At 71.8% G+C, this 26975-nt stretch carries 22 protein-coding genes; 9 read left to right on the top strand and 13 right to left on the bottom strand.

What is annotated here, in order from left to right:
• Window positions 1-142 precede the first annotated feature (142 nt).
• The 4 genes from AC3RXY_RS00380 (at window position 143) to AC3RXY_RS00395 (ending at window position 4225) form a co-directional block, all read left to right on the top strand.
• Window positions 143-1483 (top strand): branched-chain amino acid ABC transporter permease, encoded by a 1341-nt coding sequence (locus AC3RXY_RS00380; protein ID WP_491508895.1) that lies wholly within the window; start codon window positions 143-145, stop codon window positions 1481-1483.
• 9 nt (window positions 1484-1492) lie between these two features.
• Complete coding sequence (locus AC3RXY_RS00385) at window positions 1493-2476, top strand: branched-chain amino acid ABC transporter permease (protein ID WP_491508896.1); 984 nt, start codon at window positions 1493-1495, stop codon at window positions 2474-2476.
• Between the two features lie 118 nt (window positions 2477-2594).
• Window positions 2595-3485: an ABC transporter ATP-binding protein gene (locus AC3RXY_RS00390; RefSeq protein WP_491509390.1), complete on the top strand. Its 891-nt coding sequence runs from the start codon at window positions 2595-2597 to the stop codon at window positions 3483-3485.
• Complete coding sequence (locus AC3RXY_RS00395; protein WP_491508897.1) at window positions 3482-4225, top strand: ABC transporter ATP-binding protein; 744 nt, start codon at window positions 3482-3484, stop codon at window positions 4223-4225. The genes AC3RXY_RS00390 and AC3RXY_RS00395 overlap by 4 nt, the downstream gene beginning before the upstream one ends.
• A gap of 78 nt (window positions 4226-4303) precedes the next feature.
• Here the strand turns inward: AC3RXY_RS00395 and AC3RXY_RS00400 are convergent, their stop codons facing one another.
• The 3 genes from AC3RXY_RS00400 to rsmA all read right to left on the bottom strand — a co-directional run bounded on the left by AC3RXY_RS00400 (window position 4304) and on the right by rsmA (window position 7254).
• The gene (locus AC3RXY_RS00400; protein WP_491508898.1) at window positions 4304-5245 is read right to left on the bottom strand and encodes a 4-(cytidine 5'-diphospho)-2-C-methyl-D-erythritol kinase; all 942 of its coding nucleotides are present in this window, start codon (window positions 5243-5245) and stop codon (window positions 4304-4306) included.
• A gap of 9 nt (window positions 5246-5254) precedes the next feature.
• Window positions 5255-6319, bottom strand: coding sequence for an aldo/keto reductase (locus tag AC3RXY_RS00405; protein WP_491508899.1), 1065 nt, complete (start codon window positions 6317-6319; stop codon window positions 5255-5257).
• A 95-nt stretch (window positions 6320-6414) separates the two neighbouring features.
• The gene (gene rsmA / locus AC3RXY_RS00410) at window positions 6415-7254 is read right to left on the bottom strand and encodes a 16S rRNA (adenine(1518)-N(6)/adenine(1519)-N(6))-dimethyltransferase RsmA (RefSeq protein WP_491508900.1); all 840 of its coding nucleotides are present in this window, start codon (window positions 7252-7254) and stop codon (window positions 6415-6417) included.
• A 148-nt stretch (window positions 7255-7402) separates the two neighbouring features.
• Between rsmA and AC3RXY_RS00415 the strand changes: the two genes are divergently transcribed.
• Window positions 7403-8668, top strand: coding sequence for an MFS transporter (locus tag AC3RXY_RS00415; RefSeq protein ID WP_491508901.1), 1266 nt, complete (start codon window positions 7403-7405; stop codon window positions 8666-8668).
• A 27-nt stretch (window positions 8669-8695) separates the two neighbouring features.
• Here the strand turns inward: AC3RXY_RS00415 and hemL are convergent, their stop codons facing one another.
• The 6 genes from hemL to hemE are packed head-to-tail and all read right to left on the bottom strand — an operon-like array spanning window position 8696 to window position 15373.
• Entirely contained in the window at window positions 8696-10003 is a 1308-nt protein-coding gene (gene hemL, locus AC3RXY_RS00420) for a glutamate-1-semialdehyde 2,1-aminomutase (protein WP_491508902.1), read from the bottom strand.
• Window positions 10000-10995 (bottom strand): porphobilinogen synthase, encoded by a 996-nt coding sequence (hemB, locus tag AC3RXY_RS00425; protein WP_491508903.1) that lies wholly within the window; start codon window positions 10993-10995, stop codon window positions 10000-10002. Before hemB ends, hemL begins: the two co-directional genes overlap by 4 nt.
• Complete coding sequence (locus AC3RXY_RS00430; protein WP_491508904.1) at window positions 10992-11786, bottom strand: uroporphyrinogen-III synthase; 795 nt, start codon at window positions 11784-11786, stop codon at window positions 10992-10994. The genes hemB and AC3RXY_RS00430 overlap by 4 nt, the downstream gene beginning before the upstream one ends.
• Window positions 11783-12730: a hydroxymethylbilane synthase gene (gene hemC / locus AC3RXY_RS00435; protein ID WP_491508905.1), complete on the bottom strand. Its 948-nt coding sequence runs from the start codon at window positions 12728-12730 to the stop codon at window positions 11783-11785. The genes AC3RXY_RS00430 and hemC overlap by 4 nt, the downstream gene beginning before the upstream one ends.
• Before the next feature lie 31 nt (window positions 12731-12761).
• Entirely contained in the window at window positions 12762-14171 is a 1410-nt protein-coding gene (locus AC3RXY_RS00440) for a protoporphyrinogen/coproporphyrinogen oxidase (RefSeq protein ID WP_491508906.1), read from the bottom strand.
• The gene (gene hemE, locus AC3RXY_RS00445) at window positions 14168-15373 is read right to left on the bottom strand and encodes a uroporphyrinogen decarboxylase (RefSeq protein WP_491509391.1); all 1206 of its coding nucleotides are present in this window, start codon (window positions 15371-15373) and stop codon (window positions 14168-14170) included. The genes AC3RXY_RS00440 and hemE overlap by 4 nt, the downstream gene beginning before the upstream one ends.
• Before the next feature lie 43 nt (window positions 15374-15416).
• Between hemE and AC3RXY_RS00450 the strand changes: the two genes are divergently transcribed.
• The gene (locus AC3RXY_RS00450) at window positions 15417-16664 is read left to right on the top strand and encodes a glutamyl-tRNA reductase (RefSeq protein ID WP_491508907.1); all 1248 of its coding nucleotides are present in this window, start codon (window positions 15417-15419) and stop codon (window positions 16662-16664) included.
• On the top strand, window positions 16661-17755 hold the full coding sequence (locus AC3RXY_RS00455; RefSeq protein WP_491508908.1) for a LacI family DNA-binding transcriptional regulator: 1095 nt from the start codon (window positions 16661-16663) through the stop codon (window positions 17753-17755). Before AC3RXY_RS00450 ends, AC3RXY_RS00455 begins: the two co-directional genes overlap by 4 nt.
• Window positions 17756-17788: 33 nt before the next feature.
• Here AC3RXY_RS00455 and AC3RXY_RS00460 read toward each other — a convergent pair whose 3' ends face one another.
• The 3 genes from AC3RXY_RS00460 to rsmI form a co-directional block, all read right to left on the bottom strand.
• Window positions 17789-18676, bottom strand: coding sequence for a TatD family hydrolase (locus AC3RXY_RS00460; RefSeq protein WP_491508909.1), 888 nt, complete (start codon window positions 18674-18676; stop codon window positions 17789-17791).
• Window positions 18677-18793: 117 nt separating this feature from the next.
• On the bottom strand, window positions 18794-20368 hold the full coding sequence (metG, locus tag AC3RXY_RS00465; protein WP_491508910.1) for a methionine--tRNA ligase: 1575 nt from the start codon (window positions 20366-20368) through the stop codon (window positions 18794-18796).
• Between the two features lie 81 nt (window positions 20369-20449).
• Window positions 20450-21283, bottom strand: coding sequence for a 16S rRNA (cytidine(1402)-2'-O)-methyltransferase (rsmI, locus tag AC3RXY_RS00470; protein ID WP_491508911.1), 834 nt, complete (start codon window positions 21281-21283; stop codon window positions 20450-20452).
• A gap of 131 nt (window positions 21284-21414) precedes the next feature.
• On the opposite strand from rsmI, the gene AC3RXY_RS00475 reads away from it, so the two are divergent.
• Complete coding sequence (locus tag AC3RXY_RS00475) at window positions 21415-23508, top strand: acyltransferase family protein (protein WP_491508912.1); 2094 nt, start codon at window positions 21415-21417, stop codon at window positions 23506-23508.
• Here the strand turns inward: AC3RXY_RS00475 and AC3RXY_RS00480 are convergent.
• On the bottom strand, window positions 23505-25304 hold the full coding sequence (locus AC3RXY_RS00480) for a thioredoxin domain-containing protein (RefSeq protein ID WP_491508913.1): 1800 nt from the start codon (window positions 25302-25304) through the stop codon (window positions 23505-23507). The two genes, AC3RXY_RS00475 and AC3RXY_RS00480, sit on opposite strands and share 4 nt — an antisense overlap.
• A 121-nt stretch (window positions 25305-25425) precedes the next feature.
• Between AC3RXY_RS00480 and AC3RXY_RS00485 the strand changes: the two genes are divergently transcribed.
• Window positions 25426-26967, top strand: a complete 1542-nt coding sequence (locus AC3RXY_RS00485; RefSeq protein WP_491508914.1) for a dolichyl-phosphate-mannose--protein mannosyltransferase — start codon at window positions 25426-25428, stop codon at window positions 26965-26967.
• Window positions 26968-26975: the final 8 nt, after the last annotated feature.

Genomic DNA, 26975 nt, shown 5'->3' on the forward strand with positions numbered 1-26975 from the left:
TCAGACCGGTTGCGGTGAGGAAACCCGCACGCAACAATCCATGAGTACGTTCGGGCACACCGAGACCCGATCTCGGAAACCCGGGACCCGATCTCAGGTCTATCGAGATCAGACCCCGGGATGCCCGTGGCCAGAGGAACCAATGGAGGTGCCCGTGGCGTTCATTCGTCGTCCCCGGAGAGGCAGGAAGGCCGGTCCGACAGCGACCGTACTCCTCTCCGTCCTGTTCACTCTCGGCCTGGTGCTGGGGCTCGCCGCTCCCGCGTCCGCCGAGACCGATGATGGCGGAGACCAGGTCGACCTTCCCTTCACGATCATCACCAACGTGCGCTCCGCCGGCGAGCCGCTCCCCGATGTCACCGTCACCGTCTCCGGCGACGACTACGAGGGTGAAGCGCTGACCAACGAACGGGGACAGGCCCAGCTGGGGGTGCCGAGCAAGGACGGCACCTGGGTCATCTCCCTCGACGTCGACAGCCTGCCGGACGGTGTCGAGGTGCCGGAGGGCTTCGCCACGGAGCGGGAGGTCACCTTCGGAAGCGGCAGCTCGGCCACGAGCAACTTCACCCTCACCGCCGGCGAGCGCAACACCGCGAGCTTCTGGGACCAGCTGGCCTCACGCCTGGTGAACGGGCTGAACTTCGGCCTGATGCTCGCCCTCGCCGCGATCGGCCTCTCCCTCGTCTACGGCACAACAGGCCTGTCGAACTTCGCACACGGTGAGATGGTGACCTTCGGCGCCGGGGCGGCACTGCTCTTCTCGGCCGGGCTCGGGCTGTCGATCTGGCTCGCCATCCCGCTCGCGCTCCTGGCCTCCGCCGCCTTCGGCTGGTCGATGGACGCCGGCATCTGGCGACCGCTCCGGCACCGGGGCATCGGCATCGTGCAGCTCATGATCGTCTCGATCGGCCTCTCCCTCGCCCTGCGCTATGTCTTCCTCCTCTTCCTCGGCGGCGACGTGCTGCGCCTGCCGGGCGGTTCGCAGAGCAACATCGCCGGTCTCGGGCCGATCCGGCTCACCATCACCGACGCCATCAGCATGGGCATCTCGATCATCGTGATCATCGCCTTCGCGTTCTGGCTGCTGAAGTCACGGCTCGGCCGTGCCACCAGGGCCGTCTCGGACAACCCGTCTCTCGCTGCCGCAAGCGGCATCAACGTCGACAGCGTCGTACGATCCGTGTGGGTCATCGCCTCGGTCCTCGCGGGTCTCTCCGGCATCCTGTGGGCATACTTCCGCCCCGGCATCCGCTGGGACATGGGCACCGGCATCCTGCTGCTGATGTTCGCCGCGGTCACGCTCGGCGGGCTCGGCACCGCGTTCGGCGCGCTGATCGGATCGATCATCGTCGGCCTCATCGTGGAGGTGTCCACGCTGTGGATCCCCTCCGACCTCAAGTACGCCGGCGCCCTGGTGGTGCTGATCGTCATCCTTCTGTTCCGACCGCAGGGCCTCCTCGGTCGACGAGAGCGAATCGGGTAGGGACCGGCCATGGACTTCGTGCAGATCCTCTCCAACACCCTCGGCCAGATCCTCGCGCCGACCACCCTCGGCTTCGCCCTCGCGGCGATCGGCCTCTCGGTGCACTTCGGCTTCGCCGGGCTGCTCAACATGGGCGTCGCCGGCTTCATGGCGATCGGCGCCTACTCGTTCGCGATCTCCATCCTCACCTTCGGCCTGCCCTGGCCGGTGGCCGCACTGATCGCGTTCGCGGCGTCGGCGGTGTTCGCCCTCGTGATGGGCATACCGACGCTCCGGCTGCGCGGCGACTACCTGGCGATCGTCACGATCGCGGCCGCCGAGGTGCTGCGCCTGCTGTTCCTCACCACCGTCTGGCGCAAGTACACCGGCTCCTCGGACGGCCTGTTCGGCTTCCAGCGCCAGTTCCGCGGAGAGAACAACCCGCTCCCGGCCGGCCGCCACGGCTTCGGCCCCTGGGTCTACACCGCAGACGAGTGGTGGGTGATCATCATCGGCCTCACCACCATCGCGATCGCGGTGCTGCTGGTGTGGACGCTGATGCGCAGCCCCTGGGGGCGCGTCATCCGCGGCATCCGCGAGGACGAGGACGCCGTGCGGGCGCTCGGCAAGAACACCTTCGCCTTCAAGCTGCAGGCCCTCGTGGTGGGCGGTGTCATCATCGCCGCGGGCGGGGTGGTCACCGCGATGGGAACCAACGTCACCCCGAACGTCTACATGACCTCGCAGACGTTCTTCGTCTGGACCGCACTCCTCCTCGGAGGGGCCGCGACCATCTTCGGGCCGGTGCTCGGCGCGATCCTCTTCTGGGCCGTGCGCGCGTTCCTGTCCAACCTGCTCGCCGGAATGGGCGACGCCGGCCTGCTCTTCGGCATCAGCCGCGAAGGGCAGCAGGCGCTCGTCTTCATCCTCATCGGTGTCTCCCTCATGCTGTTGGTGATCTTCCGGCCGCAGGGCATCCTCGGGAGCAAGAAGGAGCTGACCTTTGTCCGCTGAATCGCCGTCCCCCCAGTCCCCGTCCGCGCCCGGCCCGGACGACCAATCCCCCGCCGAGCGTCTGGAGCCCGGCCCCGCCCCCGCTGAACAGGCGGAGGCCGCCGCAGCGGCCGTCTCGGTGCGCCGGGAGAAGACCACAGGACTCCACACCGGAACCGCAGCGCCCGGATGCGCGAAGGTCGACCCGATCATCGTCGTCGACGGTGTGAGCCGCACCTTCGGCGGCCTCACGGCGGTCGACGTGGAGCACCTCGAGATCCCGCGCAACGCCATCACGGCCCTCATCGGCCCGAACGGCGCAGGGAAGACCACGCTGTTCAACCTGCTCAGCGGATTTGACAAGCCGGACTCGGGGAGCTGGTCGTTCGACGGCCGGTCCCTCGCCGGCATCCCGGCGTTCAAGACCGCCCGCCTGGGGCAGGTGCGCACCTTCCAGCTCACCAAGGCGCTCGGCCTGCTCACCGTGCTGGAGAACATGAAGCTCGGCGCTCCGCACCAGGCCGGCGAGAGCTTCTGGGCGAGCCTGCTGCCCGTCATCTGGCGAGCGCAGGAGAAGGCGAACGAGGCGAAGGCGCGCGACCTCCTCGCCCGGTTCAAGCTCGACGCGAAGGAGTCGGACTACGCCGCTTCGCTGTCCGGCGGCCAGCGCAAACTGCTCGAGATGGCACGCGCCCTCATGAGCGACCCCACGTTGGTGATGCTCGACGAGCCGATGGCCGGGGTCAACCCGGCGCTCACCCAGTCGCTGCTCGATCACATCCTGGATCTGAAGGACCTCGGGATGACGGTGCTGTTCGTCGAGCACGACATGCACATGGTGCGCCATATCGCCGACTGGGTCGTGGTCATGGCAGAAGGCCGCGTGGTCGCAGAAGGGCCGCCCGAGACGGTCATGAAGGAGCAGGCGGTGATCGACGCCTACCTCGGGGCCCACCAGGACCTCGACCTGGGCGCCGTGACCGGACGCATCGACCTGCAGGCTATCCACGCCGCCAAGGAGGACAAGTGACCACACCCGCCGCTTCCGACGACGTCGTCGTCCGCATCACCGACCTCGACGCCGGGTATCTCCCCGGCATCAACATCATCAACGGCGCCAACCTCGTCGCCCGCCGGGGCGAGCTGATCGGCATCATCGGGCCGAACGGAGCGGGCAAGTCCACCCTGCTGAAGTCGATCTTCGGCATGGTGAAGGTGCGCGCCGGGGAGATCACCGTCAACGGTGAGAGCGTCATCGGGCTCAAGAGCGACCAGCTCGTGCGCCGCGGCGTGGGGTTCGTGCCCCAGACGAACAACGTCTTCCCCTCGCTGACGATCGAGGAGAACCTGCAGATGGGGATCTACCAGAACCCGAAGGCGTTCGCGGAGAGGCTCGAGTTCGTCACGAGCATCTTCGCGGAGCTCGGCAAGCGTCTCGGCCAGCGCGCCGGCTCGCTCTCCGGCGGCGAACGCCAGATGGTCGCGATGTCGCGAGCACTCATGATGGACCCGACCGTGCTGCTGCTGGACGAACCGTCTGCCGGCCTGTCGCCGGTCAAACAGGACGATGCGTTCATCCGGGTGTCCGACATCAACAAAGCAGGGGTCACCACGATCATGGTCGAGCAGAACGCCCGCCGCTGCCTGCAGATCTGCGACCGCGGCTACGTTCTCGACCAGGGCCGTGACGCGTACACCGGCACAGGACGCGAGCTGCTGAACGACCCGAAAGTCATCGGTCTGTACCTGGGCACCCTGGGACAGGACTGACACCCCGCGTCGGGTGCGGCGGCTTCTGGGAGCCGCCGCATCCGGCTTATCGCCGCTCCGGCGGAGGACGATCGCGCATCAGGCGGCTGCGATGACCCGCGCGCCCGGCACCGCTCCATACGCGTGGACCGCGCGGTGTCCGTCGGCCGCCAGGCGCTCCTGCACCGAGACCGCCTCCCGCGGGGTCTCGCACAGCAGCGCGACCGTCGGCCCTGACCCCGACACCAGGCCGCCCCGTGCGCCCGCCTCCCGGCCGGCGGCGAGGACATCGGCGAGACCGGGGCGTTCGGCGAGCGCCGGCTCCTGCAGATCGTTGTGGAGCGCATCCGCCAGGCGTGCCGCGTCGCCGGCGCGCAGCGCCTGCAGCACGGCGGGGGGCACGTCGAAGGGCTCAGCCTCGTCATCGGCGAGCGCGCCCGTGTCGGCACGCAGCTCGTCGAGTCGCTCGTACACGCGCGGTGTCGACAGCCCCTCGTCGTTCGTGACGAGCACCCAGTCGAAGCGCCCGCCGACGAGCGCGGGATTCAGCCGATCGCCGCGGGCCGTGCCGACGGCGGTTCCGCCGTGGAGGGCGAAGGGCACGTCCGCGCCGAGCCGAGCGGCCAGCTCGTGCAGCCGGGCGGCCGGCAGCTCGGTGCCCCACAGCCGATTGCAGGCGACGAGGGCGGCCGCGGCATCCGCCGACCCCCCGCCCATGCCGCCGGCCACCGGCACGCCCTTGCGGATCTCCAGGTGCACCCCGCCACGGTGGCCGGTGGCGGCGGCGAGGGCGTGTGCTGCGCGCATGGCCAGGTTGCGGTCGTCGAGAGGAACACCGGCGACCTCCGCGCCGGTGTGCGCGTCCGTCACCTCGATCGTGAACAGATCGGAGGGACGAGCGATGACGTCCTCCGAGAGGGAGACCGCCTGGAACACCGTCGCGAGCGCGTGATAGCCGTCGGCATGGCGCGGGCCCGCCGCCAGGTAGACGTTGATCTTGCCCGGCGCACGCACGTGCACACTCCGGCGCGCGGATGCCATCGCCGCCTCCTAGATGCTCGCGGAGCCGGCCCAGAGGTCGACGTCGATGCGTCCGGCGAGAGCATCGATGCGGGCCAGCTCGTCGGCGTCGAAGGCCGGGCCGTCGACCGCGGCGATGTTCTCATCGAGCTGCGCCGTGCGCGAGGCACCCACGAGAGCGGAGGCGACGACGCCATCGCGCAGCACCCACTGCAACGCCATCTGCGCGAGGCTCTGACCGCGGTCCCGCGCGATCTCGGCCAGCGCGCGCAGCACCTCGAGGGTGTCCTCCGACAGCGGCCGGTCGGGCAGCGAGCGCCGACGCTGCGCGCGGTCGGCGGTGCCGTCGTCGAGGTAGCGATCGGCCAGGACGCCCTGGGCGAGCGGAGTGAAGGCGATCGCGCCCATGCCGGCGTCGCGGAGCGTGTCGGTGAGGCCGTCTTCGATCCACCGGTTGAGGATCGAATACGCCGGCTGGTGGATGACGAGCGGGGTACCGAGCTCGCGCGCGACCTCCACCGCCTCCCTGGTGCGCTCCGCGCTGTACGAGGAGACCCCCACATAGAGCGCCTTGCCCTGGCGCACGAGGGTGTCGAGGGCTGCGACGGTCTCGGCGACCGGGGTCACGGGGTCGGCGCGGTGCGAGTAGAACACGTCGACGTAGTCCAGGCCCATGCGGGTGAGCGACTGCTCAGCGCTCGCGAGGATGTACTTGCGGCTGCCGAGGTCGCCATAGGGTCCCGGCCACATGTCCCAGCCGGCCTTCGACGAGATGATGAGCTCATCACGATAGGGCCGCAGGTCCTCGGCCAGCAGACGTCCGAAGTTCTTCTCGGCGGAGCCGTAGGGCGGGCCGTAGTTGTTGGCCAGGTCGAAGTGGGTGATCCCGTTGTCGAAGGCGTGGCGGATGAGCCGGCGCTGGTCGTCCATCGGGATGTTGTCGCCGAAGTTCCACCACAGCCCGAGCGAGATCGGCGGCAGGTACAGTCCCGACGAGCCGACCTGGCGGTACGCGAAGCGCTGGTATCGCTCGGGAGCGGCGGCATAGGGACGGTGGATGTCTGCGACATCCGGGCGGAAGCGTGACTCGGTCATCGCACCAGGCTAGCGCTGCTCGCGAGCGGCCACGCGGTGTCGCTATTTCCCGGTAATAGCGACACCGCGTGGCCGCTCGCGCGGGGGTGGGGGGGTCAGGAGAGCGCGATGCGCTCGAAATCCTCGATGGTGAGCTGTTCGCCGCGCAGGGTGGGGTCGACACCGGCGCGCTCGAGCACCAGCGACGCCTCGGCGGAGCTGCCGCCGAACAACCCGGACAGAGCCTGGCGGAGCATCTTGCGCCGCTGCTGGAAGGCCGCGTCGATCACCTGGAAGGTGCGTCGCCTGACCTCCTCCGAGGCCCGCGGTTCCGCGTCGCGCACGAAGCCGACCAGCAGGCTGTCCACGTTCGGTACCGGCCAGAACACCTGCCGCGACACGGTTCCGACCAGCTTCCACGTCCCGTACCACGCGGCCTTCGCCGAGGGGGCGCCATAGATCTTCGAGCCAGGAGGTGCGGCCAGCCGCTCGGCCACCTCGGCCTGCACCATCACCACGCCCCGCTGCAGGGCGGGGAACGTCTCGAGGAAGTGCAGCAGCACCGGCACCGAGACGTTGTACGGCAGGTTCGCCACCAGCACGGTGGGGTCACCAGGAACGTCCGTGACGCGCAGCGCATCCGCCTCGACCACGGTGAGCGCGCCCTCCGCCACCCCGTGCTCACGGGCGGTCTGGGGCAGGCGGGCGGCGAGCCGGGAGTCGATCTCGACCGCGGTCACCGCGGCGCCCGTTTCGAGGATCGCCAGGGTCAGCGAGCCCAGGCCCGGGCCGATCTCCACCACGCTCTCCCCCGCGCGGACATCGGCGGCCTGCACGATCTTGCGCACCGTGTTGGCATCGACCACGAAGTTCTGGCCGAGCTTCTTCGTCGGGGTCACGTCGAGGTCGGCGGCCAGCCGGCGGATCTCGGCGGCGCCAAGGAGGGTGACGGTCATCCAGCCATTCTCGCGCATGCGCCCCGCGCGCCGACATCCGCGCCCCAGAACAGGCGAACAGCACCAGGACAGGCGGCTGCCGCAGGGAACGGCCTGTTGCGGGGCCTGCTGCCTGTTTTCCGCGACGCTCCCGCCCTAGGATCGACGGATGCCCTCCCTCGGCGACCTCATCGCGCCCCGTCGCCTCGGCCGTGACTTCCGCTGGCTGCTGTCATCCTCCTGGACCAGCAACATCGGCGACGGCATCGCGCTGGCCGCCGCCCCGCTGCTGATCGCGTCGATGACGAGCTCGCCGATCCTGGTGGCCTCCGGTGCGATGCTGCAGTTCCTGCCCTGGCTGCTGTTCGGTCTGTATGCCGGGGCCATCGCCGACCGGATGGACCGCCGGAAGCTGGTCATGCTCGCCAACGGCGTGCGGGCGGTCGTGGTGCTGGCACTCGTGGCTTTCCTCGTCACCGGAACGGCGAACATCGCACTCGTGCTGGCGGTGTCGTTCATCTACGGCACCGCGGAGGTGTTCGCCGACACCACCAGCAGCACCCTGCTGCCGTCCATGGTGCGCTCCGCCGACCTCGGCATCGGCAACGCCCGGCTCCAGGCGGGCTACCTCGTCGCCAACCAGCTCGCCGGTCCGCCACTGGGAGCCGCCCTGTTCCTGATCGGCACGGCATGGCCGTTCGTGGTGCAGGTGCTGTGCGTCACGCTCGCCGTCGTGCTGGTCTCGCGGATCGCCAGCTCCCCGGTGCCGGGCAGAGCGGCGGGGGCTGACCGACGCCGGGTGATCCACGACATCGCCGGGGGCGTCCGCTGGGTGCGGCACAACCCTCCGGTGCGCACGCTCGTCCTCGTCATCCTGGTGTTCAACGTCGCGTGGGCGGCACCCTGGGGCGTCCTGGTGCTCTATGCCACCGACTATCTCGGCATGGGCCCCGTCGGGTACGGCGCCCTGACCTCGGCGGCCGCCGTGGGCGGCCTGCTGTCGACCTTCGCGTTCGGGTGGCTGGAGCGGCACGTCTCCTTCGTGACCCTCATGCGGATCTGCCTCACACTCGAGGTGCTCATGCACGTCGCGTTCGCCCTCACGACCACGGGCTGGGTCGCTCTGGTGATCATGTTCGGCTACGGTGCCTACGCGTTCGTCTGGGGCACGATCTCGACGACCGTGCGCCAGCGCCTCGTGCCGCACGAGCTGCAGGGCCGGGTGGGATCGGTCAACATGGTCGGCCTGTTCGGCGGGCTCGTGCTGGGCCAGGCCATCGGCGGCACGATCGCGCAGGCGTGGGGGCCGACCGCGCCCTGGTGGTTTGCGTTCGTGCTCTCCGCCGTCACGCTCGTGCTGGTCTGGCGGCAGCTCGGTCACATCGCAGCGGCGCCGCCGGTGCTCGACGACGCGGAACCGGCGCCGGCCGGCTGACCGGCGCCGGGCGCCGGCCCTGCGCCGTCAGGCGGACGCCGCGGCGCGCGCCGCGTCCGGCAGCGCGGCGAGCACCCTGTCGATGGCTGCGTCGTCGTGCGCCGCGGTGACGAACCACGCTTCGAACGCCGAGGGCGGCAACGAGACCCCGGCGTCGAGCATCGCATGGAAGAACGCCGCGTACGCCGCGGTGTCCTGCCGGGTCGCGGTGGCATAGTCCGAAACGCCCGACGCCACGGCGTCCCCGAAGAAGACGCTGAACAGCGTGCCGGCCCACTGCACGACGTGCGGCACACCGGCAGCACCCAGCGCGGTGCTCACGGCATCCGCCACCGTCGTCGCTGCCGTGTCCAGGCGACGGTAGACCTCGGCGTCGGCCAGGCGCAGCGTCGCCAGGCCGGCGGCGACCGCCACCGGATTGCCGGAGAGCGTCCCGGCCTGATACACCGGCCCGGTCGGCGCGAGCAGGTCGAGGATGTCCGCCCGCCCCCCGACGGCCGCGACGGGAAGACCGCCGCCGATGACCTTGCCGAACGTGACGAGATCCGGCGCCACGTCCTCCCCCGCGTCCCGCAGCACGCCGCCGTATCCGGACGGGCCGGAGCGGAAGCCGGTGAGCACCTCGTCGCTGATGAGCAGGGCGCCGTTGCGTCGCGCCGTCTCGGCGAGGAAGGCCGTGAAGCCGGGCGCGGGCGGTACGACGCCCATGTTGGCGCCTGCCGCCTCGGTGATGATCGCGGCGATCCGGTCCGGGTGCGCGGCGAAGACCTCCTCCACCGCAGCGCGGTCGTTGTAGGGGATCACGAGGGTCTGCGCCGCGACGGCCTCCGGAACGCCTGCGGACCCTGGCAGCGCGAGGGTCGCCAGGCCCGAGCCGGCCTGGGCGAGCAGACCGTCGGAGTGTCCGTGGTAGTGACCGGCGAACTTCACCAGCAGATCACGGCCGGTCGCGCCACGGGCCAGGCGGATCGCGGTCATGGTCGCCTCCGTGCCGGTCGACACCAGGCGCAGTCGCTCGGCGGCGGGCACGCGGCGGCGGATCTCCTCCGCCAGCTCCGCCTCGGCCGGGGCCGGTGCTCCGAAGGAGAGGCCCCGCCGGGCTGCCTCGACGACAGCCCCGATGACCTCCGGGTGGGCGTGCCCGACGAGCGCTGGGCCCCAGCCGGCGACGAGGTCGACGTATTCCCGTCCGTCGGCGTCGGTCAGATAGGGACCAGAGCCGGACACGAAGAACCGCGGTGTGCCGCCGACCGAGCCGTAGGCCCGCACCGGCGAGTCCACGCCCCCGGGGATGACGCCCCTGGCCCGTTCGAAGAGCTCCTCGTTGCGGCTCATCCCAGTTCCTTCCCCGCGCGCAGCCAGCCGGCCGCCTCGATCGCCCAGTACGTCAGGATGGCCTCGGCGCCGGCCCGGCGGATGCCGATCAGCGTCTCGCCGATCGCGCGTTCCCGCTCGATGAGCCCGGCTGCCGCCGCGGTCTCGATGAGGGCGTACTCGCCGGAGACCTGATACGCCCACACCGGGACGGTGGAGCGCTCCGCGACCCTGGCGAGCACGTCCAGGTAGGGCCCGGCAGGCTTGACCATCACCACGTCGGCGCCCTCGGCGATGTCGAGGAGCGCCTCTTCGACACCTTCCCGGCCATTCGCGGGCGCCATCTGGTAGGTACGGCGGTCCCCCTGGAGGGTGGATTCGACGGCGTCGCGGAACGGCCCGTAGAAGGCCGACGCGTACTTGGCCGCGTAGGCGAGGATCGCCACGTGCGCGAAGCCCGCCTCGTCCAGCGCGGCGCGCACCGCAGCCACCTGGCCGTCCATCATGCCGGACAGGCCGAGCAGGTCGGCACCGGCGCGGGCCTGGGCGACGCCCATCCGCGCGTAGATCTCCAGGGTCGCATCGTTGTCGACGCCTCCGGCGGCGTCGAGCACACCGCAGTGGCCGTGGTCGGTGAACTCGTCGAGGCAGAGGTCGGCCTGCACGGTCAGGCGGCCGCGCGCGGCGTCACGGGCGACGGTGATCGCCCGGTTCAGGATGCCGTCCGGATCCGTCGCCCCCGTCCCCCGCGCGTCGCGCTGGGCGGGCACGCCGAACAGCATGATCCCGCCCAGGCCGGCCGCTGCGGCCTCCTCGACGACCGCCGGCAGCTCCTCGATCGGATGCTGCGAGACGCCGGGCATGCTCGCGATGGGCTGGGCAGCGGAGACGCCCTCCTTGACGAACACCGGCAGCACGAGCTGCGCCGGGACGAGCACGTGCTCTGCGGCGATGCGGCGCAGAGCCGGCGTGCCGCGCAGACGGCGGGGGCGGCGGGCGGGGAACGCGGTCATGGGGTCTCCTCGGATCGCAGGGAGGACGGACGGGCGTCGAGCTCGGCCACCAGCGCATCGATGCTCTGCGTCTGTGCGGTGTGGCCGACCGCATAGCCCAGCTGCGCGGCGTCCCGGGTGGTGCCGGGACCGATCGACGCGACGAGTGTACGCGACGGGATGGGCCACACCTGACGGCGCAGCTCGCGGCCGACGCTGAGCGATGTCAGCAGCGCGACGTCGAACTCGCCGGCGCGCAGCTCGGCGACGGTCTCCGGCGCGAGGTCGACGCCGATGGTGCGGTACGCGATGCACACGTCGACGGCGTAGCCCTGCAGTTCCAGCTCGTCGCTGACCACGGGCTGGGCGAGGTCGGAGCGCACCACCAGGCACCGCCCGGTGGCAGCGGGCTCGCGTCCGGCGCACCACTGGGTGATCAGCGCCGTTCCCGAGGAGGTGCCTGCCGGGATGAAGTCGACCTCGAACCCGGCGTCTGTGGCCGCGCGGGCCGTCGCACGGCCCACGGCGGCGATGCGCGTCGTCGCCGGGACACGGACCCCGTGGGCGACGATCTGCTCGATGCTCGCCGCGCTCGTGACGAACAGCCAGGCGTATGCGCCGTCGGCGAGCGCGGCGAAGGCACGGTCGCGCGCCTCGGTGTCGCGCGGCGGCGCCGAGGAGATCAACGGCGCGATGACGCCGGTCGCACCGCGCCGGGCGAGCTCGGCGCGCACGCGTTCCCCCCACGCACCTCCGCGGGGAATCAGCACGCGGCAGCCCGCGAGCGCGCCGTCGGCGCTCCCGGCGGTCATCGCGACGTCCCGGCGAGGTCGGCCAGGTCGGCCGCTCCCCCGGCCAGGAGCTCGGCGACGGCGCTCGCGGCGGCAGCGGTGCGCTCCTGCGGTGTGCTGGCGGCGGCGACGCGACGCTCCGCCCGCACGACGCCGGTGCCGTCGAGCGCGTAGACCTCGGCCACCAGGGCGATCTCCGCCCCCGCGCGCACGGCGTCGACCGCGACCGGTGCTGCGCATCCGGCCTCGAGCAGACGCAGCACGTCGCGCTCCCAGAACGCGGCGGCGGCGGCATCGGCATCGTCGACGCTGCGCACCGCCTTCCCGATGGGTCCATCGACATCGTCCGCGCGGATCTCGACGGCGAGCGCCCCCTGTGCGGCGGAGGTCGGCCAATCGAGCACCTCGGTGATCGCGGCGTCGCGCCCGATGCGGCGCAGTCCGGCCTCCGCGAGCACGATGGCATCCCGGACGCCGTCGGACACCGTGCGGAGCCGGCTGTCGACGTTGCCGCGGATGTCCTGGACGTCGAGGTCGGGACGGCGCGCGAGCAGCTGGGCCACGCGGCGCGGCGACCCGGTGCCCACCCGCGCTCCTTCCGGGAGCTCGGCGAGCGTCAGACCGTCGCGGGCGCACAGCACGTCGCGCTGCGGCGCGCGCTGCGGCACAGCGCCGACGACGATGCCGGGGAACGGCGCGGTCGGAAGGTCCTTCATGGAGTGCACGAGCAGATCGCACTCGCCGCGCAGCAGCGCGTCGCGCAGCGCGGTCGCGAAGACCCCGGTGCCGCCCATCTGGGCCAGCGGGCCGGTGAGCACGTCGCCGTCGCTGGTGATCGGCACGAGCTCCACGGGGATGCCGGTGGCTGCGGTGATCGCGTCGGCCACCAGCCCGGACTGCGTGGTGGCGAGCAGGCTCGCGCGCGTTCCGAGCCGCAGGGGCTGCGACGGGGCGTGGGCGGACATGTACGGGCTCCTTCGAGGGTGGCGGCGGGGGTCACGCGCTGGCGCGGCGCGTGCCAGGTGCGGCGCCGGCGGCACGTGCCGCGGCGATCAGCTCCCGGGCGGTGCTGCGGGCGTGCGGGATGACGGAGGCGAGGCCGGTGCCGGCGACGACCGCTCCTGTCAGGCGGATGCCGCGGCGGTCAGCCGCGGCGGTCAGCTCGGCGCGCGTCTCGGCGTCCACGGCCGCGGAGACCGCGTCCGGCCACCGGGTTTCGGCCACGGCGCGGATATCGCCCGGATCGATGGTCACCCCGGTGAGCACGCTGAGGTCGTGGGCGACGTCGGCGACGTTCGCCAGACCGTCGTCCGCGGAGCGGGCCGAGAGACGCAGGATATGCGTGTGGGCGGGGAGCGCCTCATCGACCCACGCCCACTTGGCGTTGACGTGGGTGAGGGCCTTCGCCGCGACATCCGCCGCATCGGGGGCGACGATGACGCCGGACCCGACCGGGCGGGCGTCGAGGGCAGCGGAGACGACCTCGGCGGCGACCAGGCGCACGCCCGCGTCCCCCGTCGCGGTCGTCGACGTGTCCGTGCCGTCGACGTCGAGCAGCCGACGCGTCGCCGCCGGCCCGACGGCCAGGACGATCTGATCGGCACGGCGCGGGCGGCCGGAGACGACGACGCTGCCGTCGTGCACCGCGTCGACGCGCGCGCCGGTCTCGATCACCGCTCCGGCCTGTTCTGCGGCATCGCGCAGCGCCGTGGTCAATCGCCACATGCCGCCCTCGATGCCGCAGACGGCTGCGCCGGCACGGGTCGCGGACGCGAGCTCGTCGACCGCGGCGGTGAGCGAGCCGCGACGTCCGAACGCGGCCCACAGCAGCGGGTTCAGCACCGACAGGCGCACCGCGGCGGCCGGCTGGGAGTACACGCTCTGGCACAGCGGGTCCACGAGCAGCCGCAGCACCGCGGTGCCGTAGCGCTCCGCGACGAGGTCGGCCAGGCTCGGCTCTTCGGTGTCACCGGCGAACGGCGCATGATCGCGTTCGCGCTGGGCCCGCGCGGAAGCCGCCGCCCCGATGATCTCGACGATGTCTGCGGCTCCCGGATCGGCGGGCATCCCCACGATCGTGCGGCGCGGCAGCGGAACGACGCGGACGCCGCCGCCCGAAGACGGCACGGCCAGCCGGGCGCCGCCCGGGCGCGGCTCGATGGTGCGCAGACCGAGGCCCGCGTCGGCGATCAGCGCGACCACCGCGTCTGTGCGGGTCGCAAAGGACTCCGCACCGAGGTCGACGTCGATGCCGGCCAGCGATCCGCCCTGGAGCAGCCCGCCGACGGCGTCCCCGGCCTCCAGAACGCGGACGCGCCACCCGGCGCTGGCCAGCTCCCAGGCCGCGGTGAGACCCGCGACCCCCGCGCCGATGACGATGACGCCGGCTTCTGCTGCGGTGCTCATGCCGGGTCGGCGCGCCACTCGTGGACCATGCGCACCACCGAGGTGAGCGCCGCGGGGTCGGTGTCTGCCGGCACGCCGTGTCCGAGGTTGAACACGTGCGCGCGGGCGGCACGCCCGGACGCCAGCACGCGCTGCACCGCTGCGCGGCGCACCTCCTCCGGGGCGAACAGCAGAGCCGGGTCGAGGTTGCCCTGGAGCGTGAGGTCCCGGCCGATCCGGCGCCGGGCCTCGTCGAGGGGCACCCGGTAGTCGACGCCGACGGCGTCGACGCCGATCGAGGCCATGTCGGCGAGGATCTCGCCGGTGCCGACGCCGAAGTGGATCAGCGGCACAGACCCGCCCTCCGCCGTGATGGCGAGGGCCTTGACCGGTTCGAGGGCGGCCGCGGAGGCCGGCAGCACGGCCGCGCGGTAGTCGTCGGGGGCGAGGCCGCCGGCCCAGGAGTCGAAGAGCTGACCGGCGCTCGCGCCCGCCGTCACCTGCAGCGCGAGGAACCGGCCGGTCACCTCCGCCAGCCAGGTGGTCAGGGCCTGCCAGGCCGCCGGGTCCTCGTGGATGAGGCGGCGCGCTGCCATGTGGTCCTTCGACGGACCGCCCTCCACGAGATAGGCGGCGAGCGTGAAGGGGGCACCGGCGAAGCCGATGAGCGGAATCGGTTCGCCCCGGTCCGCGCCGACCTCGCCGAGCATCGCCGTGGTGCGCTGCACGGCGTCGACGATCTCGCCGCCGCGCTCGACGACCAGGGACGGGTCGATCTCGACGGCGGCGGCGATGTCGGCGGCCGTGCGCAGCGGGTGGGCGAACACCGGCCCGCGGCCGGCGGCGATCTCGACCTCGATGCCCAGCAGGGCGAGCGGGACGATGATGTCGCTGAAGAACACCGCAGCGTCGACGCCGTGGCGGCGCACCGGCTGCAGCGTGATCTCGCTCGCGAGTGCCGGGTCGAGGCAGGCCTCGAGCATGGTGCCGCGTGAGCGCAGCGCGCGGTACTCGGGCAGGGAGCGGCCCGCCTGGCGCATGAACCACACCGGCGTCACATCAGGACGGTCGCCGCGCAGGGCGCGCAGCAGTGCGGAATCGGCGGTGCGCTGCGTGTGCAGGGGGTGGGCCGACGACGCCGGATCGGCGGACGGGTCCCGGGGGACGGACAGGGAGGGGACGGATGCCGTGATGATGACGCTCCTCGTTCGGTTAATCGTTATACTAACCCGGACCGAGGAGGTTGCTGCCCCCGTGCTGATCTGCATGACCACCCACCAGCGCACCACGTCGTTCGAGTCGCTCGAACGCCTCTCGCTCATCGGAGACCACCTCGGTGTCCGACTGAGCGAGGCCCATGAGTCGATCCGCGGCGCGGTGGTGCTCTCGACCTGCAACAGGCTCGAAGCGTACTTCGATCTCTGGGACGACCCCGACCTGGCGTCTCCGATCCCCGCGATGGATGCGGCGATGGAACAGATCTCCGAGCTCGCGGAGCTGCCCTACCGCACCGTGCGCGAGACCGTCGACTTCGCGCAGGGCAACCGCGTGGCCCACCACCTGTTCTCGGTGGCCGCCGGCCTGGACTCCGTCGCCGTCGGCGAAGACGAGATCGCCGGCCAGGTGCGCCGCGCGCTGGACTCCGCCCGCGACGCCGGGCTCACCACCGCGTCGCTCGAGCACCTCTTCCAGCGTGCGATCGAGACATCGCGGACGGTGAAGAACAGCACGCGGCTCGGCGAGTCCGGCCGCTCCCTGGTGCGCCTGGCGGTCGAGCTTGTCTCGTCCCGCGTGGCCGACTGGTCCACGGCCAGGGTGCTGCTGGTGGGCACCGGCCGGTACGCCGCCGCCTCGCTCGCGGCGCTGCGCGCGGTCGGAGCGCAGGACATCCGCGTGCACTCCCGCTCCGGGCGCAAGCGCTTCGCGCTCCAGGAGCACCTCACCGTGGTCGCCACGGAGGACTACGCGCGCGAGGCCGCAGAGGCAGACATCGTCGTGACGTGCACGTCGGTCTCCGACCGTTTCGTCCTCGACGCGGCATCCCACGCCCGTGCCCGCGCGGACCGCACCGCCGGGCAGGTGGTGATCGACCTCGGGCTGCCCCGTAACGTCGATCCAGAGCTGCGCCGGCTGCCGGGGGTCGAGCTGCTCGACCTCGACACCATCCGCATCCACGCCCCGATCGACGAGTTCGCGATGATCGGCGAGGCCCGCGAGATCGTCGCCACCGCCGCGCAGAAGCACGCCGCGGCACAGCGGGTGCGGGAGATCTCCCCCGCCGTCGTCGACATGCGCCGCTATGTGCACGGCGTGATGGCGGAGGAGCTCGACCGGGCGCGCACCAACGGCGCCGGCGACGACGTCGAGCGGGCCCTGCGGCACTACACCGGCGTGCTGCTGCATCGCCTGACCGTGCAGGGCAATGCGCTCGCCTCCAGCGGCTCCGGCGCCGCTTGGGCCGACGCGGTCCGCAGCGTCTTCCCGCCTGACCTCTCCGGTGGCGAACGGTCATGAGCCGCGGGGTCACGCTGAAGGACATCGCGCAGCGCGCGGGCGTCTCGACGGCGGCGATCAGCCAGGCCCTCAACGACCGGGGCAGCATGCGCCCCGAGACGCGCATGCGCATCAAGGAGGTCGCCGCCGAGCTCGGCTACGTCCCCAACAAGCATGCTGCCGCGCTGCGCAGCGGACGCACCATGTCGGTCGGGTTCGTCATGGCCGAGGAGGCGGACGGCGAGACCGCGCGGCGCTGGGCCCTGCAGCGCACGCGTCAGCTCAACGCTCTCGTCCGCGCATCCGCGGCTCGTGGCTTCACGGTGACGGTGCTGCTGGAATCGCGCGTCGACCTCCTCGCCGGGGCGCAGATCGACGCCCTTTACGTTCCGGACGCGCGCTGCGACGACGCGATGCTCCGCGAAGCCGTGTCCCGCGGCATCCCGGTCGTGGCCGAGAACCTCGACATCGGCGCGGCCCTGGGCGTCAGCATCAGAGCGGGGTTCGACGACGCCGTGAGCGCCGGGCTCGACCTGCTCGAGCTCCTCGGCGCGGAACGCATCGGCTTCCTGGCCGAAGAGGGCGGGCACCCGCGCGATCGCATGGGCGAGAGCACCTATCGCGCCTGGTGCGCGATCCGGGGGCGCGCCGAGCGCGTGGCCCACGTCGACCCGGCGCGCCGGAAGCTCCCCCGGTGCGTGCACGAGCTCGTCTCGGGCGGCGCAGACGCGATCTTCGCATTCTGCGAGGAGGGCCCTGAGGTGTATCTGCAGCTCGAGGCGACATCGCTCGTGATCCCGCGCGACATGCAGCTGGTCGCGCTGTGCACGAGCGACTGCTCGCTGAACGAGAGGCTGGGCGTGACGCACGTGTGCGTGCATCCCGAGCAGGCCGCCGAGGCGATGTTCGATGCGCTCGCCCGCCTCGCCGCCGACGACGCCGAGGACGCGGGAGCAGCGGATGACGGGGCGGCGGCGGACGCCGATCGCCTCGCCACCGGCCCCGTCGCCACCGGCCCCGCGCGCACGGACCCGGACGCCCGTCTGGGTGACCCTGTGCCGTCGGTGCTGTCGCTGCCGTGGCGCCTCGTGCACGGCACATCGACCCGGTAGACCCGCGCGCGGGCGACGCCGCGGCCGCGCGCCTCAGTCGAACGAGCCGTAGACGCGGATCGTGTTCTCGGCCACCTGGGCGGCCAGCTCGTCGACCTCTGCGCCGAGCTCGGCAGCCAGGAAGCGCAGCGTGTGCGGGATCAGATAGGGCGCGTTCGGCCGGCCGCGCAACGGCACGGGCGTGAGGAACGGCGCATCGGTCTCCACGAGAATGCGTTCGCGGGGCGTTACGCGCAGGGCGTCGCGGAGGTTCTGCGCGTTCTTGAACGTGACGTTTCCGGCGAACGACAGATAGTACCCGGCATCCGCGCACGTCCGCGCCATCGCCTCATCGCCGGAGAAGCAGTGGAACACCGTACGGTCGGGTGCCCCGACGCGCGCGAGGGTCGCGAGCACGTCGTCATGGGCATCGCGATCATGGATCTGCATCGCGATGCCGTGCTTGCGCGCGAGGTCGATATGCGCCTCGAAGGACCGCTGCTGGGCATCACGGCCCTCCGGACCGGTCCGGAAGTAGTCCAGGCCCGTCTCGCCGATCGCACGCACCCGCGGGCGGGCGGCGAGGGCGTCCATCACCGCGATCGCCTCGTCGAGGCGCCCGGCCCGCTCGTACACGGGGGCGTCGTTGGGGTGGACGGCCACCGCGGCGAGCACCCGCGGGTGACGTTCGGCTGCCGCCACCGCCCACTCCGACGAGGCGATGTCGCCCGAGGCCTGCACGACCCCGGCGACCCCCACCGCCGCAGCGCGCTCCAGCTGCTCATCGAGGCTCAGCGGCTCATCGCCGTCGAGGATCTCGAGGTGGGCGTGGTTGTCGTACACCGGAACCCGCAGCGGCTCGGGAGCCGCCGGATAGCGGATGTCACGCCGCCCCTCCGCGGAGCGCTCGCGCACGTAGGTGTCGGGGGTCTGTTCGGTCATCGCCTCTGCTCTCGTCTCCCTCGGCTGGTGCCGGTCACCGTCGCCCGGCCGCGTGGTCGGCGGACGACGCGCACCGCTCTGCGGATCCCCGGCCGGCAGAGCGGTGACCGGCTGACGTCAGCTCGCCTCCACGCGCGGGAACAGCGGCGCGAGCGTCGAGACGCGGGCACCGGCGGGCAGCTGCCCCCAGGTGCCCGCTTCGCGCAGGGGCTGTGCGGCGAGGGCGCCGAGCGCGGCCTCGGCGCCGAGCGCGTTCCACAGCGTGGTGGTGGACTTCGGCATCACCGGGGACAGGAGCACCGTGAGGGCACGCAGGCCCTCGGCGCACGTGGCCAGCACGGTCGCCAGCCGGTCGCGCTGCGCGTCGTCCTTCGCCAGCACCCAGGGCTCGTTCTCGGTGATGTAACCGTTGAGCACGTCGACGATCGTCCAGATCGCGGCGATCGCCTCGTCCATGCGGAAGCGCTCGACCGCGGCGTCCGCCGCGGCCACCGCGTCGGCCACGACCCGCTGCACGGCGAGATCCTGCTCCTGCACCGCGCCGGCGGCAGGGATCACGCCGTCGAAGTAGCGCTCGATCATCGCGATCGTGCGCGACGCGAGGTTTCCGAAGCCGTTGGCGAGCTCCGCCTGGTAGCGCGCCGCGAGATCCTCCCACGAGAAGGAGCCGTCCTGGCCGAAGGCGATCGCCGACAGGAAGTAGAAGCGGTAGGCGTCAGAGCCGAAGACCTCGATGATCTCGCTGGGCGCGATGCCGGTGAGCTTCGACTTCGACATCTTCTCACCGCCGACCAGCAGCCAGCCGTGCGCGAAGACGCCCTTCGGCACGTCGAGCCCCGCGGCCATCAGCATCGCGGGCCAGATCACCGCGTGGAAACGGAGGATGTCCTTGCCGACGACGTGGTGGGCGGGCCATCGGCGCGCGAAATTGTCCTCGTCCGCGCCGAAGCCGATCGCGGTGGCGTAGTTGAGCAGGGCATCGACCCAGACATAGATGACGTGCGACTCGTCCCACGGCACGGTGATGCCCCAGTCGAACGTCGAGCGCGAGATCGACAGGTCCTTCAGCCCCTGCGCGACGAAGGAGATGACCTCGTTGCGCGCGGAGTCCGGACGCACGAAGTCCGGCTCCGTCTTGTAGAGCTCGAGCAGGCGGTCCTGGAACTCGCTGAGCTTGAAGAAGTAGTTCTTCTCCTGCAGCAGCTCGAGCGGCTTGGAGTGGATCGCGCAGACCTTGAGGCCCTCGAACTCACCCGTGCCGTCGATGATCTCCGATTCCGGCTTGAACTCCTCACAGCCCACGCAGTACAGCGCCTCGTACTCGCCGGCGTAGATGTAGCCACGGTCGTAGAGCCGCTGGATGAACAGCTGGACGCCGCGCTCGTGACGCTCCTGGGTGGTGCGGATGAAGTCGTCGTTGGCGACATCCAGCGCCTCCAGCACGGGGAACCAGCTCTCGGCGACGAGCTTGTCGACCCACTCCTGCGGGGTGGCGCCGTTGGCCGCGGCCGCGCGGATCATCTTCTGGCCGTGCTCGTCGGTGCCCGTCAGCATCCAGGTGTCATCACCCGACTGGCGATGCCAGCGTGCGAGGGTGTCCACCGCGACCGTCGTATACCCGTGGCCGATGTGGGGCACGTCGGACGGATAGTAGATGGGCGTGGTGATGTAGAACGAGCCACCGTGAGACATGCGATCGATTCTAGGTCAGCGGGCGCGGGTGCCCGGGCCGTGTGACTCTCCTCCGATGCCGGCCGTGCCGGCCCGGCGGATTCAGGCCGTGCTGGTCGCTGCCTTCGCCGCGAGCACCGCCTGATACAGGTCGCGCGACGCGTGGCCGGTCTCCGCCGCGACAGCGCTGCAGGCGTCCTTCAGCCGGGCACCGGAGCCGACACGGGATCGCACGTCGGCGACGGCATCGTCGAAGGGCGGTGGCGCGGTCGTCCCCCCCTCCACGACCACGCAGATCTCGCCGCGCACACCCTCCTGCGCCCAGGCGACGAGCTCGGCGAGCGTGCCGCGGCGCACCTCCTCGTGGAGCTTGGTGAGCTCACGGCAGACGGCTGCCCGGCGGTCGGCGCCGAGCACGGTCGCCATGTCGGCCAGGGAGGCGGCGAGGCGCGAGGGGGACTCGAAGAACACCATGGTGCGTTCCTCGCCGGTCACCCGGGCGAGCGCGGCGCGACGTTCGCCTCCCTTGCGCGGCAGGAAGCCCTCGAACGTGAAGCGGTCGGTCGGCAGCCCGGCCACCGCCAGCGCGGTGATCACCGCGCTGGGCCCGGGGATCGCGGTGACGGTCACCCCGCGCGCGGCCGCCTCGGCGACCAGGCCGTATCCGGGATCGCTCACGGTGGGCATCCCTGCGTCGCTGAGCACCACCAGGTCCTGGACCTCCGCGAGCGCGACGAGCTCCGCCGCCTTCTGCTTCTCGTTGTGATCGTGCAGGGCGACCAGACGGGGCCGGTTGTCGATGCCGAGCGCCTGCAGCAGGCGCTGGGTGGTGCGGGTGTCCTCCGCGGCGACAACGGCGGCGTTCTCGAGCGTCTCGACGAGGCGCCGCGAGGCGTCTCCGAGGTTGCCGATCGGGGTCGCGGCGAGGATGATCACGGTCCCAGCCTAGGAGGCCGGCCGGTCACGGTCGCCGAGTCATCAGGATATTCAGGCCGCCGGCGGCCTGAATATCCTGATGATTCGGAGGGCCGCGCGGAGCGCGGCCCTCTCCGCGTTAGGTTCTACAGGTGGCCTCCCCTGCATCAGCCCCTGCCGAGAATCGCGCGCGCCGCGGGGCCCCCAGCGCCGACCGCTTCATCCCGCACGTCCAGGGCCTGCGCGCCATCGCGGTGCTCGCGGTGGTGCTGTTCCACTTCTGGCCGGGACGCATCACGGGCGGCTATGTCGGCGTCGACGTGTTCTTCGTCATCTCCGGGTTCCTCATCACCGCCCATCTGGCGCGGGAGCTGACCTCGACCGGCACCGTGAAACTCGGTCAGTTCTGGGCGCGACGGGCGCGACGCCTGCTGCCGGCATCGCTGCTGGTGCTGCTGTTCTGCGCGATCGTGGTCGCCACGCCCTACCTGATGCCCACATCGGCGCTGCCCAACGAGATGCGCGAGATCCTCGCCTCGACGTTCTACGTGCAGAACTGGTATCTGGCGTTCAGCTCGACCGACTACCTGGCGCACACCGGCGACCCCACAACGGTGCAGCACTACTGGTCGCTGTCGCTCGAGGAGCAGTTCTACCTGATCTGGCCGCTGCTGATGCTGCTGGCCGCGTGGATCGCCGTGAAGCGCTTCCGCGGCGAACGCCTCCGGGCTGCCGCGATCATGATCGGCGTCGTCTCGGTGGCGTCCTTCGTGTTCTGCGTCATCTTCACGCTCACCGACCCGGCGCCGGCGTACTTCGTGACGTTCGGCCGGATGTGGCAGTTCGGCGTCGGAGCGATCATCGCGCTCCTTCCTGTCCTGCGCCTGAAGCACCCGATCGTGAGCTTCGTCGTCGGCTGGGCCGGCATCGCGGCGCTGCTCTCCGCGATCATGTTCTTCGACGGGCAGACCGTCTTCCCCGGGTACATGGCCCTGATCCCGACGCTGGGCGCCGCGGCCGTCATCGCTGCGGCGAACACCGACCGCTGGTGGTATCCGACGCGCCTGCTGGCTGTCCGCCCGATGCGCTTCGTCGGCGACATCTCCTACAGCCTCTATCTGTGGCACTGGCCGCTCATCGTGATCGCACCGTCTGTGCCGTTCTGGGGGCTGACGATCTATCACCGGGTTGCGCTGCTGGCGCTGTGCTTCGTGCTCGCCTGGCTCACGAAGAGGTTCGTGGAGGATCCGGTGCGCACCTGGAAACCGCTCACCAGCCGTCCGGCGGGGGCGTCGCTGTGGGCGGCGCTGGCATCGATGGCCCTCGTGGCCGGCGCTGCGGGCGGCGCATGGGCCGCGAACGCTCCCGCCTACCAGGCCGGGGTCGCGGCGATCGCGGAGCTGCGTGCCGCCCCTCCGGCATGCTTCGGCGCGCAGGCGGTGCTGGACCCGGCGTGCGCGGGGAGCACCTCGGACACCGTCCTGCCGTCGCCCGGCTTCGCCGGCGTGGATCGACCCGCCGAGATGGAGTGCTTCGTGCAGCTCACGGATGCCCGGCCTGTGTCGTGCGATTTCGGGTCGACCGATGCGGATGCCCCGCGCATCGCGATCGTCGGCGACAGCCACGCCTTCCAGCTGCTCACCACGTTCCAGGCGATCGCCGAGCGCGAAGGCTGGCATCTGACGACGTACTTCAAGGGCGCGTGCCCGTGGAACACGACACCGCTCGCCGGCGGCGACTCCTTCGCGAACGCCTGCCAGGACTGGCGCGATGCTGTCACGGCGGAGCTGGACGGCCAGGAGTTCGATGCGGTGTTCACCGCCGCGATCTCCAACACCCCCTATGCGGCGGCCGGCTTCGACTCGTCCTATGACGCCGCCGTCGCCGGATACCGCGATGCCTGGTCGGCGATGACCGCACGCGGCATCCCGGTGGTCACCGTCGTGGACAACCCGGTCTGGGAGACCGACCCGAACAAGTGCCTGCGCACGCGGGACCTGCCGGAGTGCGCGGGCGCGCGTTCCGATGTGCTCGTCGAGCACGATCCGCTGCGCGAGGCTGCAAGCGGTCAGGACCTCGTGACGCTGCTCGACTTCACCGACGTGTTCTGCGACGACGACGCCTGCTTCCCCGTCGTGGGCGGCGCCAATGTCTATCGCGATCAGGACCACCTGACTACGACGTTCGCGGATACCCTCGCCCCCGAGTACACCAGGGCTCTCGCGGCGGCGATGGCCGGCCGCTAGGAGCGCGCGGCCGGGATGGCGTCGGGGTCTGCGGTGGGTGCCCGGCACGAGAACCCGCGGCAGTCGTAAGCAAGGCCCGGGGCCGCGGCCTTCCCGGCGAACAGCAGGAAACCGGCCGCCGCGAACGCCTCGGCCTGTGCGGCGGTGACGCTCGCGACGACGTCCGCGTCGGCGCGCAGCACCGCCGCCCGCAGTTCAGGCGTACCATCGACCACCACGACCTGCCGAGGCGCCTCGACGAGCTCCGCCGCGGCCCGGAGGATCGCGGCATGCGCGAAGGGTTCCCGCAGCGCCCCCTCCGCCGCCTGGCCGACGATCGTCTCCGCGGCCCGACGGTACCTCTCCCCCGCTCCGAGCCGCCACGCGGCGAGCGCGGCGAGCGCGAGCGAGGCGGGGCCGGACGGCAGATCGCCATCACTCTGGTCTCCCGTGACGGCCAGGCCGTGCGCTGCCAGGACGGGATCCGGAACGAGCCGCCCCTCGAGCGCGGTATCGAGCACCTCCCGGGCTCGGACCGCCCAGGCAGCGTCGCCAGTCGCGACCGCGAGGGAGAACAGACCAGCGGCCAGCAGCCCGTGGTCGGCGGCCGTCGCGACGGCCGCCGACGCCACGCCCCCGGCCGAGGCGCGCACGAGACGCCCGTCCACATCACGGTTCGTCATCAGGACGGCGGCGGCGGCGTCCGCCGCCGCCCGCACCCACGCCGCTTCGCCCAGCGCTGTTCCGGCGCGGGCGAGGGCGCCGATCGCCAACCCGTTCCACGCGGTGATGACCTTCGCGTCGACCGCCGGCGGCACGAGCCCCGCCCGATCCGGTACGCCCCGCCGGTAGTAGCCGCCCTCGCTGCGCGTCCCGTCGACCGTCGACTCGGAGTCCTGGGCCGCCCCGAAGCCGCCCTCCTGGCGACGCAGCGTCGTGAGGAGGAACGTCGCGATGCCGCGCGCGACTCCCGTGGCGCCCGCGTCCACGGCGACCTCCAGCAGCTGGGCGTTGTCGGTGAGCATCCGTTCGTAGTGCGGCACGCTCCAGTCCCGCCGCGTGGCGTAGCGGAAGAACCCGCCGTCGAGATCGCGCAGCTCGGAGCCGGCCATCGCGGCCAGCGCCCGGGGGGCGGCCGCCGCGGCATCCGGCTCCTCTCGTCGCACCGTCGGCGTCTGCAGAAGACGCAGAACGGTGGCCACGGGAAACTTCGGCTCGCCGCCGAACCCGCCGTGCACGACATCCTCGCGCGCGGCGATGCGGTCCGCCGCAGCCGTCAGCGCGGCGGCATCGGGCAGCGGGCCGGCGGACGCCGCGGCGACGCTCACGAGGGCGTCCGCCACCGCCGCGGCGCTGGACTCCACCTGGTCGCGCCGCAGGGTCCAGGCCTCGCGCACGGCCGCCAGCACGTCGGCGAAGGCGGGCATCGGCGGGCGCGCCACCGGCGGCCAGTAGGTGCCCGCGAAGAACGCCCGCCCCCCGGGAGTGGCGAACACCGTGAGCGGCCAGCCCAGCGCACCGGTGAAGGCGGCCGCCGCGGCCAGGTAGGCGGCGTCGACGTCTGGATGCTCTTCCCGGTCGACCTTGACCGCGACGAAGCCTTCGGCGATCCGCTGCGCGATCGCCGGGTCCGCGAACGACTCCCGCGCCATCACATGGCACCAGTGGCAGGTCGAGTAGCCGATCGAGATGAGCAGCGGAACATCGCGGCGCCGTGCCTCGGCGAACGCCTCCGGACCCCAGGGGAACCAGTCGACGGGGTTGTCCGCGTGAGCGCGGAGATAGGGGCTGAGAGCATCCGCAAGCCGGCGAGCCATGCCCCAACGCTACGCGCACGACCGCCGATCAGGGCGATGCACGGTGCTCCCCCTGGCATGCCAGGCCGGGCGGGGCACGGCCTGCACCGGGCCGACGGGCGGCGGTGCGTAGGCTGGGCGGGTGACCTCCGCCGCATCCGACGCCCCGCCGGGCGCTGCGCCCGTGCTCGCGGAGGAACGCACGGTCTTCGAGCGGATCGTCGACGCCATGCGTACCGATCCGGCCCGCCGCCGGATGTGGGCATGGCTGCTTCCGGCGCTCATCACCCTCGTCGCCGGAGCCCTCCGGCTGGTGAATCTCTGGCACCCGCGGGAACTGGCCTTCGACGAGACCTACTACGTCAAGGACGCGTGGTCGCTGTGGCGGTTCGGCTACGAGGGCGTCTGGGGCGATGGCGCCAACGCCCTGCTCACCCAGGGCGACGACAGTGCCCTGTCGACCGACGGCAGCTTCGTGGTGCATCCTCCACTGGGCAAATGGCTCATCGCACTCGGGATGGGCGCGCTCGGCCCCGGTTCATCGACCGGGTGGCGGCTGGCGACCGCGCTGCTGGGCACCGCCACCGTGCTGCTGCTGTACCTGTTCGCGCGCACCGTCAGCGGCTCGACGGCGGTCGCGGCGATCGCGAGCGGGCTCCTGGCTGTGGACGGGCTCGGCATCGCGATGAGCCGCACGGCCCTGCTCGACACCCCCATGACGTTCTTCCTGCTCCTGGGCATGTGGTTCATCGCCCTGGATCGGCGGAATCTGCGCGCCCACCGCACGGGCGGTGACGAGCTGCGCCGCTGGGGGCCGGTGCTCTGGAACCGGCCCTGGGTCGTGGCCGCGGGCGTCGCCCTCGGCGCGGCGACGGCCGTGAAGTGGTCCGGCGCGTATGCGCTCGCCGGCATGGGCATCTACCTCGTCGTGACGGACGCCCTCGCGCGTCGCCGCGCGGGCATCGTGTTCTGGCCGATGGACGCCGTCGCCCGGCAGGGGCCTGTGTCGTTCCTGCTGCTGGTTCCGGCGGCGCTGGTGACCTATGTCGTGAGCTGGAGCGGCTGGCTGATCACGGCCGGAGGCTACGATCGCGCGAGCGATGCGAACCCCCTGGTCGCGCTGTGGAACTACCACGCCGCGATCTACCGGTTCCACGCCGGCCTCTCCGTCGCCCACCCCTATGCGAGCCCGGCATGGCAGTGGCCGCTGCTGCTGCGGCCGACCGCGATATGGACCGCCGCCGAGCCGGGGCCCTGCGGTGCGGACCACTGCATCGCGGTCGTCTCTGCCATCCCGAACCCGCTGGTCTGGTGGGCCGGGATCGCCGCCGCGTTCGTCGTGCTGGTGCTGTTCATCCGGGCTCCGCGCGCCGATCTGGCCTGGCCGCTCGTCGGCCTGGCCGTGACGTTCCTGCCGTGGCTGCTGCTGCCGGAGCGCACGGTCTTCCAGTTCTACACCGTGTCGATGCTGCCCTTCCTGCTCCTGGCGCTCGCTCTGGTGCTGCGGATGCTGGCGGGCGAACGCTCGGATCCCCTGCACCGCCGGCAGGCCGGTCAGCGCACGGCAGCGGTGGTGCTCGGCGCCGCAGCGGTGGTGGGGGCGTTCTTCCTGCCGCTGTCGCTGGGCATCTCCGTGCCGTATCTGTTCTGGTACGCGCACATCTGGATCAGCACCTGGGTGTGAAACGCATG

The organism is Microbacterium longlingense (genome assembly GCF_058349825.2).